This window comes from Rheinheimera pleomorphica (genome assembly GCF_011634895.1).
In the GTDB taxonomy this organism is placed as follows: Bacteria; Pseudomonadota; Gammaproteobacteria; order Enterobacterales; family Alteromonadaceae; genus Alishewanella; species Alishewanella pleomorphica.
In genome coordinates, this window is sequence record NZ_SIRR01000007.1 from 281,958 (window position 1) to 301,060 (window position 19,103).

The following is a 19,103-nucleotide window of genomic DNA, read 5'->3' on the forward strand; positions in this document are numbered from 1 at the left end:
ATGGGTTTCCTGCAAACACTGGCCGATTCTCTTTATGCGAGATAGCGAGAACCGGCCGGCAATAGTGGTTATTGCTGCGTATGGCCTAAGCCTTCATGCATCGCGTTTAAAATATGGCCATTGTCGGCATCGATTTCCCAGGCAAAAATACCGCCCAGCTGATGCTGCAAAATGTAAGCGCCTTTCTCGCGTACCGACCGCTTGGTATCGATACTGATCAGCGTATTGGTAGCCGGGTTCCAGACATAGCTGGCCTTGGCGGTATCATCCCAGCCAACAGTAAAGCCGTTCACGCCGCTTGCCTCTGGTCCGCCCATAAAGTCGGCTTCGATTTTTTTGTAGTCCATAATGCCACGCTCCCAGCCGCCGGTAATGCCATCACCGCCGGTGCCAGTAAACGGATTGCCGCCAGTGGTGCCCGACACATTTTGCCAGCCGCGACCGTACATAGCGGCGCCCAACGCAATTTTGCCCGCCGGTACACCACGGTTTAGCAGATACTGCACTGCTTCATCAGCGCTAAAGCCAGATATCGGTGAATTGGGTGACGGATACAAACCGGTTTGATGGCCTAATACGCCATTCCAGGCACCGTAATAGTCGTAGGTCATCAGGTTGATGTAATCCATGTACGGGTGTGCATCTTCCCAGTCGACAACGCTAAGTTTCTCTACGCCACCGGACATTGCCGCGGCCAGCTCATAGTCGCGACCGGTTTCCGCTTCCAGCGCGTCCAGCGCAGCACGCAGCTCCTGCATCAAGGTGGCAAAGCCGGCACCGTCCTGAGCAGAACCTAACGCCGGGTTAGCACCACCGCCGCCGGGGAATTCCCAGTCGATATCTATACCGTCGAAGAAATCGTAGGTGCGGATAAAGTCGATAATAGAGTCGATAAACACCGCGCGGGCGGCGGCGTTAGTGCCGACATCGTATAGCGGGTCGGATAGGGTCCAGCCTCCGACGGATGGCAGTATTTTAATATGCGGATGTGCCTGCTTTAACCGGTACAGCTCGGCAAAAATGCCACGGATCGGTTGGTCCCAAACATCGCCCGGATAGCCTTTTTCCAGTGCGGCAAACTTATCGTGCACGACTACCGAGTAATCCGGCTTACCACTACACTGGCTGTTCAGCGCCGCATAGCCTTCCGGGTTAGCCTGGCGTAAGCCCTCATTGGGGCCACACACCGGGATAAAGCCATAGTAAATGTGGGTCAGGTTTTGTGCTGGTATATCAGCAGCGTGAAAGGAGCGGCCATAAATACCCCATTCCACAAAGTAGGCACCGACTTTTTTGCCTGTTGTATTGTTAAAGGCGACATTGTTTTGCTTAAGCGGGTGCGGCCAGGCCGTCATATCCAAATCGGTCCAGGGGTCAAAGCTGCCGTTATCGCCGCCATCACCACCATCACCGCCGTCGCCACCTGAGCCGGCAACCACGCTAACGGTTTTCACATCACTGTCGGTACATAGCAAGGTATCGCTGCTTTGCTGGCACAGGCTGACGACAAAGTTATAGCTGCCGGTACTGGTAAAGCTGACATTGGTGCTGCCACTTTGTGCCGACGGTGTGGCGCTACTGAGGCTGGCGCTGTGCACGACAGTGCCGTTTTGTTTTAACTGCCACAGGTTGCCGTTATTACCCCACCACATATTCCAGGCCAGGTTTAAATTGGCGCTGCCGCCATTCAGGGTAACGCTGTTTTCGCTCCAGGCAAAGGCTGGCTTAGCCGGTGCAGCCGGGTTAACCGGTTCTACCGGGTCGGGGTCAACAGGATCAGGGTCGACCGGGTCAGGGTCAACTGGATCGGGTTCTACCGGATCCGGTTCGCTGCCGCCTGTGCCGGTAATAGTCACAGTGGTAATACCGCTTTGCGCGCATTGTTCAGTGCTGCCACTGACATCACACAAGCTCACTTGCAGCTGGTAACTGCCAGGCTGGGTAAAGGTTAAACTGGTGCTGCCGTTTTGTGCATTCTGGCCGTCTGGTGTTAGTGCGGCCTCATAGACAACGCTGTCATTTTTATGTAAGTACCACTTGTTACCGTTGCTACCCCACCACATATCCCAGCGTAGCGGTACCTGGACACTGCCGTTTTGCAGGGCATAATCGGTGGGCATCCAGCTGATCACCGGGGCATTGGGTGTGGCGGCCTGAATACTGGCGGCCAGCAGCAGTAGTGAGAGACTGCTGCTGCCTTTAACTGCTTGTTTAAACATAACTTCCTCCAATGGTGTTGCTTAGGTTTTATAATTTTTATGACGCTATTTCATGGCATAATCGTCAGACGGCCAGCGTTTGTCAGCCACTGACGATGGCTTTTTCCTTTGTATGAACGGCAGCTTTTTGCCGTTAGCTGTGTAGAAAATAAGCGGTATTGACTATGGCAAAAATGACAGCGTTGTCAAAATTTTGCAGCGGGATTTTAGTGATATTTTTCTGATTTTAAGCTAAGCATTTGAATTTATATGTAAAATAATTACAGTGAACTGTCAGAAAAGTTTACATATTTTCGGGCCAAAAAGGCGTTTTTAGAAAAGGATGTTAACGGATGGGCCGGCGCTGTGTCAGCGCCGGTAAGCTGTTTTAGTCGAGAATAATATGTGGCACAAAACGTGAACTGTCTTTGGTGATCAGGCTGTTATCTTCACGGATACCAATGCCAGCCGCGCTGTCGCCTACAACCCAGCTGCCAATCAGCGTGTAGTTGTTGTCAAACTTAGGTAATGGTGCCAGTTGCTGGCGGATATAACCATTGTCGTTATAGGGGCCGTCCTGTGTCAGCCGTTTGCCCTCGGTGGTCAACAGCTCAATATTGGCACCTTCGCGTGATAACAGCGGTTTGCGCAGCCAGCCAGGTTGTAAGCTGCTGCCATCATCAAAAAACGCCGGCAACAGGTTGGGGTGTCCCTGGTATTTTTGCCATAGCAACGGCAGTATACCTTTGTTAGATAACAGGCATTTCCATAGCGGCTCTATAAACTGGGTCTGACTGGTTAAAATGGTGCTGGCAAAGTCTTCCTGCAGCATAAATTCCCACGGGTATAACTTAAATAACCCCTGAATGGGGAAACCGTCTAAGTCGACCAGCTGGCCGTCAATATCGCCTAATTGTTCCAGTTGAATATAGCGGCAATTGACACCGGCTTGCAGTGCGATATCCATCAGGTAGTCTACTGTGCCTTTGTCCTCAATGCTTTGTGTCACGCTGGCAAAGTAAAATGGCTGTGGCAGATTAAGTTCGCTAAAGGCTTGCTGCAGTTTATCCTGCAGTGAGTTGAACTGATCAGCCCCCTGCGGCAGGGTGCCGCGCATCAGCATATCTTCCAGCCAGACCCATTGGAAAAAGCCGGTTTCGAACAGTGAGGTGGGGGTGTCGTAATTCAGCTCTAACAGCTTGGCCGGGCCTTTGCCGTTATAGCTAAAGTCCATTCTGCCGTATAAATGCGGCTCTTTCGCGCGCCAACTGGCCAGCACTGCATCCCAGAAGGGCTCGGGGATCGCCAGCTGCGTCAGCTTTTGCTCGCTGGTGACAATATCATCAACCAGATCCAGTGCCATCTGATGCAGCTGTTCGGTTGGGTCTTCCAAATCCTGTTCAATTTGCGCCAGGCTGAATTGGTAATATGCTGTTTCATCCCAGTACGGCTCGCCGTCAAAGGTATGAAAGTTAAAACCAACACTTTCAGCAAAGGCTTTCCAGCCGGGGCGTGGATTGCAGTTAATGCGCTTCATGCTAAGTTAACCACCAAAGCTACTGCTGCTGCGCCTTGCTGCCTGCGCACCAAAGCCGCCACGGCGTGCCAGGCTGCCAGCTTTAGGTTGCACAGCCGACGGGCGGATACTGGTGGTGCCGGGTTGCGATGCGACAGCGGTGTTGGTCGCGGTACGAAAAGTGCTGCGATCATCGCGTGATTTATACAGCGGCTGGTTTGGCACCGGGCTGCGCGCGGCACTGGCAGTTTGCTGTTGCGGTGCACTGGCCATGCCGCCGCGGTTTAACATTTGCCCGGCCATAAAGCCCATCATCATTGGCATAAAAAAGCCGCTGCTTTGCTGGCTTTGTTGTGGGGCTGTTTCAGTGTTGTTCGCGGCTAAAACCGGCGCGCTTTCGCACTGGCCGATGCCGAAATCGGTTTCACATTCCTGCTTATTGGCATAACGCGGTGCCACTTGCGGATGCAAGGCTTTAGCTTCGGCAAAGGCGGCTTTACATTCGGCTGGTGGGTTGTAGTAAGCGGCGCATTCGTCCGGCGTGTTAAATACCTGCACTTCAACCGGTTTTTCGCCGCAACCGGCCAGCACCAGGCCTGCGGCAGGCACCATCATAATCAGACGCGCGGTTTTGCTGCGTTTAAATTGTTTGTTCATGCCTTACTCCCTAGTAGCTCATACAGGCGGCGTTTAACATACCTACTGTTACGGAGCAGGCGGCAGAGAAAATACCGGCCGCCAGCTCACCCTGCGTAATACGTTGTGGCAGCTGTTTTAGCGCAGCGCTGCTGAGCAGGAAAGTCAGCACCTGCACTAGCAGGGCCACGCCGCCCCAGATGGCGCAATCGAGTAATGACATAGAGTGGGTAATGGCGCTGGCCAGCGGCCAGGCGAAGCCAATAATGGCGCCGGCAAAGGCCACGGCAGCGGCCGGGTTATTGGCGCGGATCAGGCCAAACTCATCATGCGGTGTTACCCAGGTATATAGCCGGACAAACAGCAATAACAGGGCTATAGCCATTGCAAAATAAGCCGCAAAAGCGGGCAGGCCAGCCAATGAAGTTAAGGCAGTATCTAACATGGAATATCCTTCGGTTAAATCGTCTGGCGCTGATCCTGCGTAAAATTAGCGCTCAGTTCAAGTTAAATCCGCTGTGGTGCGGCAGTTATTTATCGCAGATAGCACCGCACTTAACGGTTAACCGCTGGACAGCCGTGATCTGATACCTACACTGGCGCTGTAACACTAACCATGAAAAGTACAACAAAATGACTTTCAACCAGGAACCGATGATGAAAAAAATGACGACAGTGGCGCTGAGTATAGCGCTGGCACTGGGGGTGGCCGGCTGCTCAAACAGCACAGCCAATACCGACCACAACACAAAGCAAACCGTGGCAGTAGCAAGCGCGGGCTTAAGCTCAGGCATTACACTGGGCAATATGGATACCAGCGTAGCGCCGCAACAGGATTTTTTCCGCTATGTTAACGGCAGCTGGCTGGACAATACCGAGATCCCAGCGGATAAAGCGCGCTGGGGCAGCTTTGATGAACTGCGCGAAAACGCCGAAAAGCAGGTGCTGGCGATAGTGCAGCAGCTGGCGGCAGAGCAACATGCCAAAGGCAGTGATGGCCAGAAGATTGCTGATCTGTATAACTCGTTTCTGGATGAGCAACTGGCCGAGGTGCTGGGTTTAAACCCACTGCGCGGCGAGCTGGCGGCGATTGATAACCTGAAAAGCCATGCCGATTTAACCACCCTCTGGGGCAACTGGCAGCGCTACCGGATGGGCACGCCGGTAGTGGTTTATGTTGGTCAGGATCAGAAACAGTCTGATCAATACATTACCGGTGCTTCGCAAAGTGGCTTAGGTTTGCCAGACCGTGATTATTACTTAAAAGACGATGCCCGTTCCAAAGAGCTGCTGCAACAATACCAGGCCTTTATCGCCCAGCTGTGGACGTTGGCCGGTTTTGACAACGCCGAGCAGGTGGCGGCCGATATCGTTGCGCTGGAAAAGCAGATTGCCGCTGCGCACTGGAGCCGGGTACAAAACCGCGACCGTAACGCTACCTACAACAAGCTGACATTAGCTGAGTTAAATAAACTGGCGCCGGGCTTTGACTGGCAGGCGTTTTTAGCGGCAGCAGACCTGGCTGACATTGAGCAGTTAGTGGTGCGTCAACCGACCTATTTTACCGCTTTTGCTAAGCTGCAGGCACAAACGCCGGTTAAGCAGTGGCAGCAATATTTGAAGTTTCATTTATTGCGCAGCAATGCCAATAACCTGAATAAAGCCTTTGTCGATGCCAGCTTCGACTTTTACGGCAAAACGCTAAATGGCTTGCAGGAGCAGCGCAGCCGCGAGAAACGCGCGGTCAGCCTGGTGGATAATAACCTCGGCTTTATGGTCGGTAAAAAGTTTGTTGAACAATACTTTAAACCTGAAGCCAAGGCGCGGATGGATCAGATGATTGAAAACCTGCGCGGCGCGTTTCGCCAGTCGATTGATGAGCTGGAGTGGATGAGCCCGGTCACGAAAAAGCAGGCACAAATTAAGCTGGCCAAATTTAACACCAAAATTGGCTACCCGGATAAATGGCGTGACTACAGCTGTGTTGAAATTAACGCGACTGACTTAATCGGCAACCTGCGCCGCAGCGCCGAGTGTGAATATAAGCGCACCATTGGTCGTTTAGGCAAGCCTGTCGATCGCACAGAATGGGGCATGACACCGCAGACGGTTAACGCTTACTACAGCTCAACGATGAACGAAATTGTGTTTCCGGCCGCGATTTTACAGCCGCCGTTTTTCAACGTAGAGGCGGACGATGCAGTAAATTACGGTGCTATTGGTGGTGTCATTGGCCATGAATTTACCCACGGTTTTGACGATCAGGGCCGCCGCTCAGACGGTGATGGTAACCTGCGTGACTGGTGGACCGAGCAGGACGCGGCGCAATTCCAGCAACGTGCCCAGCTCATGGTCGACCAATACAGTGCCTTTAACCCGATTGACGATTTACACCTGCAGGGCGCGCTGGGGTTGGGCGAAAATATCGCTGACTTAGGCGGCTTAACAGTATCGTATAAGGCATACCAAAACTCGCTGCAAGGCCAGAGCGGTGCGGTGATCGATGGCTTTACGGCTGAACAGCGCTTCTTTATGGGCTGGGGCCAGGTATGGCGGATTAAATTCCGTGACGAAGCCCTGCGTCAGCAAGTGATCACCGGGCCACACTCACCGGGCATGTACCGCGTGCTGGGCACCTTGTCGAATATGCCAGAGTTTTATCAGGCGTTTGACGTTAAGCCGGGCGATGGTATGTATCGCGACGAAAAAGTGCGGGTGAAAATCTGGTAACTTAATGTTATTGAAATAAAAAACCGCCACTTCGGCGGTTTTTTATTTCAGACGATGCGTTACTGCCGCGCCGCTTTAATCTCGGCGATTAGTTGCAACACATCGTCACGCTGTAGAATTTGGTCGATATTCTCCACCAGTTTACGCCGCCAGTTTGGGTATTCGGTACTGGTGCCCGGGATATTCACCGGCGTAGCCATCAGCAATAAGTCTTCCAGCTGAAACGCCAGCAACTTGGCGGGTTGGCGGGCGGTGAATAAATGGCTGGCACGAATAAGCTTAGCGTAATCGGCCTGGCTGTAGTCAGTGTCCGGCAGTTGCAAACGGGCGCACATCAGGCGTTTTTCATCGGCGCGCAGCTGATACAGGCTGTCGGCGACCTGTGGGCTGGGGAATAAATCCAGCTGGTGGCGCAACGCCAAATCGTGTTCCTGCCAGTAGCCAACCAGTGTTGGCATATCATGGGTGGTTACCGTGGCCAGCGCCAACTCGGGGTAAGTTTGTGCGGCATGGTCATAACTGCCGGCTTTTTGTTCCAGCATAAATACCCGGTACGACAGCACCTGATACTGTGCCATTAAATGGCTGATCTCCACCGGTACCGTGCCTAAGTCTTCACCTATGACCACACAGCTGTTGCGCTGGCTTTCCAGTGCCAGAATGGCGAACAGGTCGGCTGCCGGAAAACGCAGATAGGCGCCGGCAGTGGCATCGCTGCCAATAGGGCAGCACCATAACCGTAGTAGCGCCATCACATGGTCCAGTCGCAGTGCGCCGGCGTAGCGCATATTGGCCTGAATAAGCTCAATAAAAGGTTTATAGGCTTTTTGCCGCAAGGTTTTCGGGTTAAATGCCAGCAGGCCCCAGTTTTGGCCTTTGGGGGCCATGATATCGGCCGGTGCACCGACACTTAAATCCATGTAATAGTCTTCTGGTGCGCCCCAGCTTTCGGCGCTGCTGCGACTGGTGCCTACCGCCACATCGCAATACAAGCCAATGGCCATGCCCGCTTGCTGGCATAAGCGTTTCACGTCAGCCAGTTGTAATTGCGCCTGCCATTGCAAGTACAGTTGTTGCTCTACTTCGTCGCGGTGTGCAGCGGCAAATTCAGCGACAGCAGCACTGTCTGGCTTACGCAGTTGCTCAGGGAAGTTTTGCCAGGCAGCCATGCCCCAGTCCTGCGCAAACAGCTTACCTTGCAGTACCTGATGAATGGCCAACTGCGTCAGGCTTAGGCCGCCTTGTTCGACAAAAGTATGGAATTGTTGTGCCCGGGCGGTGTTTTTGGCCAGATGTTGCTGTTTAAAGTGCTGAAACAACAAGGTTGCAATGTGTTTTTTAACCGCCGCTACGCCGGGGTAATCGACATCTGAGCTGGCACGCAATTCAGTCAGCCGCTGTTGAAACGCCGCGCTGCTGACTTCAGTTTGGGCGGCAGCACACTCGGCATAGTCAGCGGTGTGCTCCAGGGCAACATATTGCGTATTCAGCCACAACCGGCTATTCGGGCTGTAAGGGCTACAATCTTGCGGTAATTCGGGATACAACGCATGCAGTGGGTTTAAACCAATAAAATCAACACCTTGTGCTGCAAGCGGCATTATCATCTGTTGCAAGTCGATAAAGTCACCCAGGCCCCAGTTGCGCTCTGACCGCACCGCGTACAGCTGCAAAGCCGGACCAAAGGTTTTGTGTAATACGGCTTTGTCGTGCAGCTGAAAGCAGCGCTGCGGTGTGATGATCAGTTGCTGATGATAGTGCGCGCTGGCGTTGCTAAGGCGTAGCTGGTGGTAACCCAACGGCAGGCTGATATCTAAACTTAGCTCGGCGGCCAGTACTTCGCCCTGGCTGGTAAGCTGGCGGGCACAGATATCGCTGGCGCTAAGGGTTAGTTGGCCACTGAATTGCTGCTGCTCTTCAGTGGTGATTTGCCACTGCCAGTCGCTCAGCGCGTTATGCTGCAGTTGTTGCAGCCGGATGCGCAGTGTTTGGCCTTGCTGACACACTGTTACCGGTGCTATCACTTCCAGCCAGGGTTGTTCATTAAGCTGGTTGATTTGCTGTTGTATGGCTGGCTCAGAGCTTAAGTCGAAGCCCATGGCCTGTAAAATCGCCTGTTGTTTATCCAGGCTGATCACTTCAGTATGGCCCTGCGCATGTACATAGCTGTCTTGCAGACCCGCCAGGGTAGCGAGTTGCTTAATTAATTCCATAATTCACCTGTAACAGCGCGCCAGGCGCACTAAGATATTGACTCCGTGCCGCCGTGGGCGACTTGCGCTGGCGAAACACACCCGGAGAGCAGCCTTGCCAGCACTTAAAGGCTTTTTGAAAACTGCTTTGCTCTTCAAAACCAAGCTGAAAGGCAATTTGTTGCAAACTCAACGTACTGTGTTGCAAATACTGCTGCGCTAACTGATGCCGGCACTGACATACCAGCTCGCGAAAACTGCTGTCTGTTTGTTGCAACAGCCGCTGCAGCGTGCGGCTACTCATATGCAAGGCCCTGGCAGCATCAGACAATCTGGGTGCCTGAGGTAATTGCTGCAAAATATAATGCCGTAACTGCGTCAGCACCTGTTGTGTCAGGTTTAACTGCCCCTGGCTAAGTGGTTGTGCAGTGCCCGGTTTGTGGCTAATCGTGGTCATAGTGTGCTCCCGCCTGGCAGCACAGCAAGTCCAAATGTTTGCTACGTTCTGCCATTTACCGGTGCAAGCATAAATCAGCCTTGTAGGTTTATTAAACCTGCTGCATACGTATGCAATAAAAATATCATTAATCCAGCCGGCTCAGTGCCGACGTAGATCTGCTATACCTAAAGCCACTACGCAGTGTCGAAAAGGCGGCTGGGCCTGATGTGGCGCAGTGCACTCCTGTGGTGCAAAGTACTGAGAGCTTGCTCTGCTTTGGGGAAAATTAGTAATTATGAATACGTATTCATATTGAGCTGTTGACCTAATAAGTTTAATAAATAGCCTTAGACAAAAGTCTGGTTGTACTGCAACGCTGCGCTTACAGCGGCAGGCAACACAAACAACACACCGGGGATGAAGGACATGACTAAATTTAAACTCAGTATGCTGACACTGGCGCTGGCGGCGGCGGGTTCAGGTTCAATGGCCTATGCGCAAAGTACAGAGCAAGCCAAGGCTGACGAGCAAATTGAAGTAATATCAGTAACAGGTTATCGCGGCAGCCTGCAAAAGGCGCAGGCGATTAAGATGAGTGAGAACTCCATTGTTGAAGTATTGTCAGCTGAAGATATCGGTAAGCTGCCCGATACCAGTGTGGCCGAATCATTAGCGCGTTTGCCGGGTCTGGCGGGTGAGCGCCGTAACGGCCGTACCAGCGGTTTGTCGGTGCGTGGCTTTAATGAAAACTATGTTGGTACCTCATTAAACGGCCGTGAGCTGTTAGGTATGGGCGACAACCGTGGCGTAGAATACGACTTATACCCCTCTGAAATTGTGTCAACCGCTTTGGTTTATAAAACACCGGATGCCAGCCTGATGGCGCAGGGCATCGGCGGTACTGTTGATTTACAAACCGTGAAGCCACTGTCAGCCGAGCGCATCATTGCTTTTAACGGCAGCTATGAGAAAAACGACCAGGAATCGGGCAACCCGGATTTTGACAATAACGGCCACCGCCTGTCGTTTAACTATATTGATAAATTCCTCGACGATAAGCTGGGTGTTGCCCTGGTTGTAGCCACGTTGGAGACGCCGCGGCAGGAACAACAGTTCCGTGGTTGGGGTTATGCCGGCGTCAACTTAGGCTTAAATGACGAAGGTGAATTACAAAACCCACGCCGGGCAACGGATGAAGTTGACGTCCCTGCCGGCACTGTGATTCTGGGTGGTCATGATTCATTCACCCGTTCTGCTATGTTAGAGCGTGATTCAGTGGCGCTGGTACTGGAATATGCTGTTAATGATCAGCTAAAAGCGACCTTTGATGCGCTGTATATCGATTTTAACGAGCAAGATGCCCGCCGCGGCTTAGAAGAAGGCGGTGCTGAGTGGGGTACCGGCGCTTATACCATTACCGGTGTAGACAATGGCCTGGTCACCTCTGGCTACTATGACGGCTTCTATTCTGTGGTGCGTAACGACGTGCGTGAACAGGATGCAGAGCTGAAAACCTTCGGCCTGAACCTGGAATATCAGATTAATGATAACTGGGTAGGCGAACTGGATATTTCCAGCGGTAAAGTGACTAAGTCTATTACCGATATCGAGAGTTACTCTGGTGTTGGCCGGGCAAACACGCCAAACCGGCCTATTACAGCCCGTTCCTGGGAAATGACATCGAACGGTGCGTTTTACTCGGCACATCCAACCATAGCCCCGGTTGACTTAACGGACCCAAGCTTAATTCGTTTAGCTGGCCCTCAGGCTTGGGGTGGCTCATTAGCACCTATCCAGCAGTTCCGTGGCGTGCCAGGCTTTGGCCCGGATACCGCACAGGACGGTTTTGTTAACAACCCGGAATTTGAAGAAACGCTGGACAGCGTACGTTTACAGGCCAATGGCTATGTTGAGTGGGGTATCTTTAATGAATTGGAGCTGGGCGTCGTTTACAAAGAGCGCTCAAAAACCAAGATTAATAATGGTGCTTTCTTAACCGCCAACACCTGGCCAAATGATGGTGCTATTCCTAATGTACTGGGCGTGGCCGATTTAAGCTTTATCGGTATTAATGGCGTGTTGGCCTATGACAGCTTAGGTTTATACCGCAGCGGTTTTTACACCGAAACTGATGCCGCACTGCTGGAAAATGGGCGTTTTGGTGATACCTATACCATCGATGAGAAGCTGACCACCCTGTACGGTAAACTGGATATCAGTACTGAAATCGGCAGTGTAATGGTTACCGGTAATGTCGGTGTGCAAATTATTAACAGTAAACAAGACGGTACTGGCTTTGAAACCTCTACCGGCGCAGACTTCTTTACTGATATTACCAATGTCAGCGGCAGTGCAGACTACACTGATGTATTGCCAAGCCTGAACCTGAGCTTTGAAGTGGCTGACCGTCAGTATGTGCGCACCGGCTTATCTAAGGTCATGAGCCGGCCGCGGATGGACGATATGCGGCCGAATAGCCAAATTAGTTTCCAGTTTAATGACAATAATATCCTCAGTGCTGAGCCAACCAATAGTGCCTGGACGGCAAACTCAGGCAATACAGAGCTGAAGCCATTAGAAGCCGATCAGTTTGATCTGTCATATGAAAACTATTTTCATGACAATGGCTTCTTTGCTGCCAGCTTCTTCTTTAAAGATCTGAAAAACTGGCATCGCAATGTCACCGTGATCACTGATTTCAGCCCATATTATATTGAGGGCTTCCACCAATCGTCAGATGATACCGGTAATTTACCGCCAGCAACCCAACTTGGCCGTTTTGATATCCGTCAGGATGGTTTAACCGGCTTTGTCCGCGGTTATGAGTTCCAGGCCAGTGTGCCATTTGACATTATCCATGAGGCGTTAGATGGCTTTGGTATTGTTGCCAGCGCCACCTTTATGGATGGCAAATTGGATGACGGTGGCCGGGTGCCGGGTCTGTCAGAGGAAATTTATACTCTGACGGCGTACTACGAGTACAAAGGCTTTGAGTTTAGGATCTCGGGCACCAAGCGTGATGAATTCCAGACCGAAGAGCGTGGTTTAAGCCTGAGCTTAACGCCGGTTAACCGCAAAGGCTCTGAGCTGTGGGATGCACAAATTGGTTATGACTTTAGCGAGTCAGGCATCGATGCGCTGGATGGTTTGCGTGTAACGCTGCAAGCGCAAAACCTGACGGACGAAAAAGATGTCAGCACTAATGGCGATGATACCCGTCAGGTGGTGACATACCAAAGCTTCGGCCGTAACTTTATGCTAGGGTTGAACTACAAGTTCTAAGTTTGGCAGCTTAAGTGGTAACGCTGTTACCACTAATACACTAACCGCAGCCCAACCAAGCTTAGCCTGGTTGGGCTGTGTTGTATGCAAGGGGCAATAATGCAAAGCGTTCGCAAGGTTGTAGTGTTAGGCGGCGGCACCTCCGGTTGGATCGCCGCGGCCTTACTGAAAAAAGTATTAGGACCGGTGGTCGATATAGAGCTTGTCGAGTCTGAAGATATTGGCACCGTTGGTGTAGGGGAAGCCACCATTCCGCCAATCCGCTTATTAAACAATGTGCTGGGCATTAATGAAGCCGAGTTTCTGCGCGAGACTAAAGCCACCATTAAGCTGGCAATAAAATTTGAGAACTGGCGCGTACCGGGCGAGAGCTACTTTCATACCTTTGGCGCGCCGGGTAAAAGCCTGGCGTTCTGCCATTTTCATCATTTGTGGCGCCGGGCACAGCAGCTTGGCGATACCACCTCGTTATGGCAGTACGATTTAAACTACCTGTGTGCAGAGGCCGGTAAATTTGCCAGTATTAACAGCAAAGATCCGGTGCTGGAACTGCCTTACGCTTATCACTTTGACGCCGGCCTGTATGCGCGCTTTTTACGCAAATTCAGCGAGCAAATGGGCGTAGTGCGCCATGAAGGTAAAGTTAGCAGCGTTACCCGGCATAACAATGGCGACATCCAACATCTGGTGCTGGACGATGGCCGGGTGCTGGCCGGCGATCTATTTATTGATTGTTCGGGTTTTCGTGGTCTGCTTATTCAGCAACAACTGAACACCGGTTATGAAGACTGGAGCCATTGGTTGCCGTGCGACAGAGCAGTGGCGGTGCCGTCTGAGCGCTTTGAGCATACTCTGCCTTATACCCGCTCAATTGCCCACAGTGCCGGCTGGCAATGGCGCATACCGTTGCAGCATCGCAATGGCAATGGCCTGGTGTATAGCAGCGCGCATTATACCGAGCAGCAGGCAGCGGATTTACTGCTGTCCAACCTTGATAGTAAGGCGCTGGCCGAGCCGAAGTTTATTCAGTTTAAAACCGGTCGACGCCGTAAACAGTGGCAGCGTAATGTGGTGTCGGTGGGGCTGGCCAGTGGCTTTTTAGAACCGCTGGAGTCAACCAGTATTCACCTGATCCAATCGGCCGTCGTGCGGCTGTTGCAGTTGTTTCCGCATCAGGGGGTTACCGAGGCTCTGGTCGATGAATATAACCGCCAGTCACAAATTGAATTTGAGCAGGTGCGCGACTTTATTATTCTGCACTACCACGTTAACGAGCGCAGCGACAGCCCGTTTTGGCGTGATGTGCGTGATATGCAGGTGCCTGATACCCTGAAGCGTAAAATTCAGTTATTTGCTGAAAATGGCAGCCTGTTCCGCGAGCAAAATGACTTATTCCTCGAAAGCTCCTGGTTGCAGGTCATGCTGGGCCAGGGCATAGTGCCAAAAGATTATCATCCGCTGGCCAATAGTTACTCTGAAACCCAGCTAAAACAAATGCTGCAAACCATGCTGGCAATAAAACGCGACCCGCTGGATAAATTGCCGTCACATGATGAGTTTTTGCGCAAAGTCTGTGCTGGCTAAACCTGAAGCCAAGCACTTAGTTGTGCTTTAACTGCGCGTTATTCCACAAATTTTGGTGCTCGGACTTTTCAAAAAACTGCTCCGGGTGCCAGCAGCGTGGAATATAGCGCCGGATTTGGCCCGGTTGCCAGTCGGCACTAAGCTGGCTGAGGATTTCCTGTAATCGTTGTTTCGGTATTACCGCCAAACGCTGACGCGCCGGTTTAAAGTACAGATTATGCGCAATGCTAATCTGACAATTATGGCCGCCCCTGCGGTACTGCAGGTTGCGGCTTACCACCCGGCATAGCGGCTCGGCAATATTCGCTGGGTACAGCTGGTTAACAATGGCCAGCTCGTACTTCTCCTGCTGGCTGCCGTCTTGCTGCTGCGGCGTAAAGGCAATGCCAAAGCCCTGTGGAAACACGCCGGTTATTGTTAAAAAGTGCTCGACCAGCAGCGGCTGTAACTGACCACGGCGGGCGCTGTCTTTTAGTAGCAAGCTGGCTTTGGGCAAGGCTTCATAGACATAGCGCTGGCGGCCGGGTAACACCATAGAGCTGTACACCTGGGGGATTTTCAGCAGGTTACCCAACAGGCTGGCGCTATCGGCGTGTTGCTGCAACAAATGCCGCAGCAGTGCCAGGCGTTGTTGCTCAATGTGCTGATGCTGTTGGCGCTGGTGTTTGTCATTGCCGCGATACGGCAGTACCTGCAGCGCCTGGTGCAATTGCCGGCTGGCCGCCTGGGTGAGCTGCAGGTATTCTGCCCGCTCGTTGTCAGTCAGTGCCCGGCTGCTGTCCAGCTCGCCACTGTAGCCAGTTAACAACCGCTGCGCCGAGGCATCGAGCTGACCGGCGTCGAGCAGCATTACTGCGACGACCAGCGGTAGCTGCACATTAAGCCGGTAGGGACAGTCCGGGTTGCTGCTGTCGCGCTGGGTAAAGTGTTGCTGTAGCACCGGCTCTGTAAATAAACCACGTTGTAAGCCATGCTCCAGCAGGCGCAAGCTTAAGCAGGCGCGGTACAGCACCTTGTAACCAAATTGCAATTCGCGCCAGCGCCGTGGCGATGTTGGTGCCGTCAGTTGCAGGCAGCCTAAAATCCGTGCCGAGCGGGTCAGAGTTTCGCTACTGCTGCTTCCCTCAGTCAGACCGAGGATCTTTTCGGCCAAAAACCAGAGCTGCGCTGTCAGCGCCGGTGGCGTTGTTATCGCCGTTGCACCCGGCTGTGCTTTGGCAAAGCCGCTAAAACGTAAGCTATCACTGAGTAAGCTTACCAGGCTTTCAGCGTCAGCGACCGAACTAAGCCGGGCCAGTATACGCTTAAGCTCACGCATAAAGCTGCTGTCTGCAGCTAACTTAGGGGCTGGGTTACGCAAGCAGTTTCCTCTGCGGTATCAATGGCTCCACCTTACCCGAATCTGTCAGCTGAAGAAAGTGGTGCTGCGCTGCACTTTTTTGTCACAGCCTTATGGCCAAATGCGCCATTTTGGCGCGGCTGAATACGTATTCATATTGCGACCTGCCCCAATAAGGTTAATAACTGTACAGCGAACAAGCTAAGGGGCAGCGGTTCATGCTGGCGGCATGGAAAGCAGCACCGATAATAAAAACATACGGGGAAACAGGGCATGAATAAGTTCAGGCTTAGTCTGCTCACGCTTGCTATGGCAGGGGTGGGTAGTCTGGCGTGTTCTGCTGTTGCGCAAACGGCAGAGCAGGCGCCACAAGTAGCAAATCAGCAAAGCACAAACGACAGTAACGCAACAGCGCAAGCGCTGGACAGTGTTGAGGTAATACAGGTGCGCGGCTTCGCCAGCAGCCTGTTTCGTTCTTTAGATGCCAAACGTTTTGGCGACACGGTATCCGAAACCATTTCAGCCGATGACTTAGGCGCCTTGCCGGATGTGTCGATGGCCGATGCGTTAACGCGCTTGCCGGGCATTTCAGCGGTGCGCACCGGTGGCCAGGCCGCCGAAATTAACATTCGTGGTATGTCGGGTGGCTTTGTATTCTCGACACTGAATGGCCGCGAGCAGGTATCGACCAGTGGCAAGCGCAATATCGAATTTGACCAGTATCCGTCTGAACTGATTAACTCAGCCGCGGTGTACAAGTCGCCCAAAGCCTCACTGATTGAAGGTGGCGTGGCCGGTACCGTCGAGCTGCAAACCGCCAGCCCGCTGCGCAACGAAAAACAGCATACTTTTACCGTTAATGCCCGTGGCATGTATAACGATCGCGCCAATGAGGTACCGGACGGTGTTGAGTTTGGCCATCGCTTCAGTATGTCATATCAGGGCAAATTTCTGGATGACACCTTAGGCTTTGCCGCCGGTTATGCCCGCTTGTATCAGCCCAGTGTAGCGACGCAGTTTGTCGGTTTGGCCTACAACGGCCAAAAAGATACCAATGATGATGGCGTAAACGAATTTATCAGCGAAGGCTTTGAAATTCAGCACAAAGGTGGTGAAGAAACCCGTGATGGCTATATGGCTGCGCTGGAGTGGACGCCGCATGATGCTTTTACGTTAAAGGCCGATGCGTTTTTATCTAAGTTTGACAAAGAGGCGTTTGCCCGTGGTTTTCGGGTTAAGTTTGGCGGCCCTACGGCAGCACTGGGCAACCCAACGCTGAACGGTCGCTCCGTGATTGGCGGTACCTTTAACCGCACCAGCAGCAGCTTTACCCGGGTAGAAATTGTTAATGACGATAACCGCGACTATGACGAAGTAAGCAGTTTTGGCATCAATGCCGACTGGGATGTTACTGACACAGTGAACCTGAGTTTTGATGTGTCGCATTCCAGCGCCAAGAGTGATTTCCGTAACGGCTTGCTGTGGGCTTTAGTGGCAGAAGATGCCAATGCCGATGCGCCGGTACTGGATACCAATGTGTCTATCTCCTATCTGTTAAATGGCTTAAACCTGCCTAGTGTTGGTTTTAACCAGGCTGAAGCCTTCTCAGATATTGATAAAGTGATGGTCAGTAAGTACGGCATCTATCCCTTTGTTAACGAAGATGAAGTGAACGCTTATCGCTTTGATGTCAGCTGGGTGCTCGATATGCCGGTTGTGGCTTCATTGGAAGCCGGCGTGCGTTACTCTGAACGTACCTATAAAAATGACCGTTCTGTATTTGAATACGGCAGTGACGGCGCCTTTTTAAACTCGCAGCCGCCATTGCGTTTAACGGCTGATATGGTTGAGGTGGTAGATTTTGCCGGTGACTTTGCTAATTACCCCAGTTACCTGGCGATTGATCTGGACAAGGCGCTGAACTCCTGGTTCCCACAGGGCATTCCACAGCCTGTGCAAACCTGGGGCATTGGTAATCCGGACGTGATTAATAGCCCAACTCCAGGTTTAGGCCCTAACACTGCATGGTCTGTGCAGCAAAGCGGCGATGTATATGAAGATGTACTAGCCGCATACCTGATGGCAAATTTAGATGCTGAGGTATTTGGCGTTCCGCTGACAGGTAATGTCGGTGTTAGAGTCGTTGAAACAGATCAGCGTGCTACTGATTTGGCCGATGTAGGGGGAGACCCGCTAAAAGGCGCACAAAATATTACTGACGATGCCGGTTTAGTAAATACCCGCTATGCTGCCAGTATCGTCGGAGTTAAATATACCGATGTTTTACCTCAACTGAATCTTAATTTCGGTATCACTGAGTCGTCGCAACTGCGTTTTGCTGCGGCCAAAGTTCTATCCCGTGCGCCAATTAACCGTTTAGCCTCATCTACATCGTTTACCATCAGCGATGACGGTGAAATTAACGGCGATAGTGCCAATAGTCCGTTTTTACGTCCATTTGAAGCTATGCAATATGACCTGTCGTATGAGTACTATATTCCGTCCGGTGCAATTTCATTTGCCTTGTTTTACAAGGATATAAAGAGCTTTATCCAGGATGATGTCATTGAAAACTTCGACTTTAAAGCCGCTGGATTTCCAGTGCCTGATGTTTACTACCCTGACAACTCAGGTCGCCCGGTTTCAACAACAAATGGCAACTTAAATACTGCAGTAAACAACCAAAATGGCGGCTATATCCGTGGCGCCGAACTGGCTTTTACCAAGGTATTCGATTTCCTGCCGGAAATTTGGTCTGGCCTGGGGTTGCAGGGCAGCTACTCCTATACCGAGAGCGAAGTCAGCCTGGTCAACAGCTTAGGCGGCGAACCGATTGAAACGACTTTTGAAGGGCTGTCACAGGATGTGTTTACCGGCACCCTATTCTGGAACTATCAGGGCTTTGATGCGCGTGTCAGCGCTCGCTATCGCTCGCCTTTTGTGTCGTCTCAGGTCGGTATAGATGAGCAAATCACTAACTTCGACAGTGAAACGGTGATTGATATGCAAACCTCGTACGACATTAACGACAACTTTAAGGTGTTGTTCCAGGTAAACAACCTGACCGACGAGCCCACCAAAAGTTATTTCGGTGACAAAGCGCAAACCGGCACCATTCAGTTCTTTGGTCGTCAGTTCTATTTTGGCGCTGTTTACACCTTTTAAGCGGATTTTGGAGCAACAAAGC

General features: G+C 52.0%; 11 protein-coding genes. 4 read left to right on the forward strand and 7 right to left on the reverse strand.

The genetic code is table 11. From position 1 onward, the window contains the following. Nucleotides 1-68 precede the first annotated feature (68 nt). From EYB30_RS08335 to EYB30_RS08350, 4 genes are all read right to left on the reverse strand, one after another. Nucleotides 69-2,219 carry a glycosyl hydrolase family 18 protein gene (locus EYB30_RS08335; protein ID WP_166838458.1) on the reverse strand — a complete coding sequence of 717 codons (2,151 nt, stop codon included), beginning with the start codon at nt 2,217-2,219 and terminating at the stop codon, nt 69-71. A gap of 367 nt (nt 2,220-2,586) precedes the next feature. Beyond that, a complete protein-coding gene (locus EYB30_RS08340; protein ID WP_166838459.1) occupies nt 2,587-3,735 on the reverse strand; it encodes a glutathionylspermidine synthase family protein in 1,149 nt (382 codons plus the stop codon). 6 nt (nt 3,736-3,741) lie between these two features. Then, nucleotides 3,742-4,371: a DUF1190 domain-containing protein gene (locus EYB30_RS08345; protein ID WP_166838460.1), complete on the reverse strand. Its 630-nt coding sequence runs from the start codon at nt 4,369-4,371 to the stop codon at nt 3,742-3,744. Nucleotides 4,372-4,381: 10 nt separating this feature from the next. Continuing rightward, nucleotides 4,382-4,795, reverse strand: coding sequence for a DUF350 domain-containing protein (locus EYB30_RS08350; RefSeq protein WP_166838461.1), 414 nt, complete (start codon nt 4,793-4,795; stop codon nt 4,382-4,384). 209 nt (nt 4,796-5,004) lie between these two features. Here EYB30_RS08350 and EYB30_RS08355 point away from each other — a divergent pair, with 209 nt between their 5' ends. Continuing rightward, nucleotides 5,005-7,080 carry a M13 family metallopeptidase gene (locus EYB30_RS08355; protein WP_323601817.1) on the forward strand — a complete coding sequence of 692 codons (2,076 nt, stop codon included), beginning with the start codon at nt 5,005-5,007 and terminating at the stop codon, nt 7,078-7,080. Nucleotides 7,081-7,139: 59 nt separating this feature from the next. On the opposite strand, the gene malQ is transcribed toward EYB30_RS08355, so the two are convergent. Both malQ and EYB30_RS08365 read right to left on the reverse strand, forming a co-directional pair. Continuing rightward, nucleotides 7,140-9,293, reverse strand: a complete 2,154-nt coding sequence (gene malQ, locus EYB30_RS08360) for a 4-alpha-glucanotransferase (RefSeq protein ID WP_166838462.1) — start codon at nt 9,291-9,293, stop codon at nt 7,140-7,142. Then, a complete protein-coding gene (locus tag EYB30_RS08365) occupies nt 9,280-9,729 on the reverse strand; it encodes a helix-turn-helix transcriptional regulator (RefSeq protein WP_166838463.1) in 450 nt (149 codons plus the stop codon). Before EYB30_RS08365 ends, malQ begins: the two co-directional genes overlap by 14 nt. Nucleotides 9,730-10,137: 408 nt before the next feature. Between EYB30_RS08365 and EYB30_RS08370 the strand changes: the two genes are divergently transcribed. Then, nucleotides 10,138-12,993 carry a TonB-dependent receptor gene (locus EYB30_RS08370; RefSeq protein ID WP_166838464.1) on the forward strand — a complete coding sequence of 952 codons (2,856 nt, stop codon included), beginning with the start codon at nt 10,138-10,140 and terminating at the stop codon, nt 12,991-12,993. A 99-nt stretch (nt 12,994-13,092) separates the two neighbouring features. Next, a complete protein-coding gene (locus EYB30_RS08375; protein ID WP_174978737.1) occupies nt 13,093-14,577 on the forward strand; it encodes a tryptophan halogenase family protein in 1,485 nt (494 codons plus the stop codon). A gap of 16 nt (nt 14,578-14,593) precedes the next feature. On the opposite strand, the gene EYB30_RS08380 is transcribed toward EYB30_RS08375, so the two are convergent. Then, a complete protein-coding gene (locus EYB30_RS08380) occupies nt 14,594-15,937 on the reverse strand; it encodes a hypothetical protein (protein ID WP_166838465.1) in 1,344 nt (447 codons plus the stop codon). Nucleotides 15,938-16,189: 252 nt separating this feature from the next. Here EYB30_RS08380 and EYB30_RS08385 point away from each other — a divergent pair, with 252 nt between their 5' ends. After that, entirely contained in the window at nt 16,190-19,081 is a 2,892-nt protein-coding gene (locus tag EYB30_RS08385) for a TonB-dependent receptor (protein WP_166838466.1), read from the forward strand. Nucleotides 19,082-19,103 lie beyond the last annotated feature (22 nt).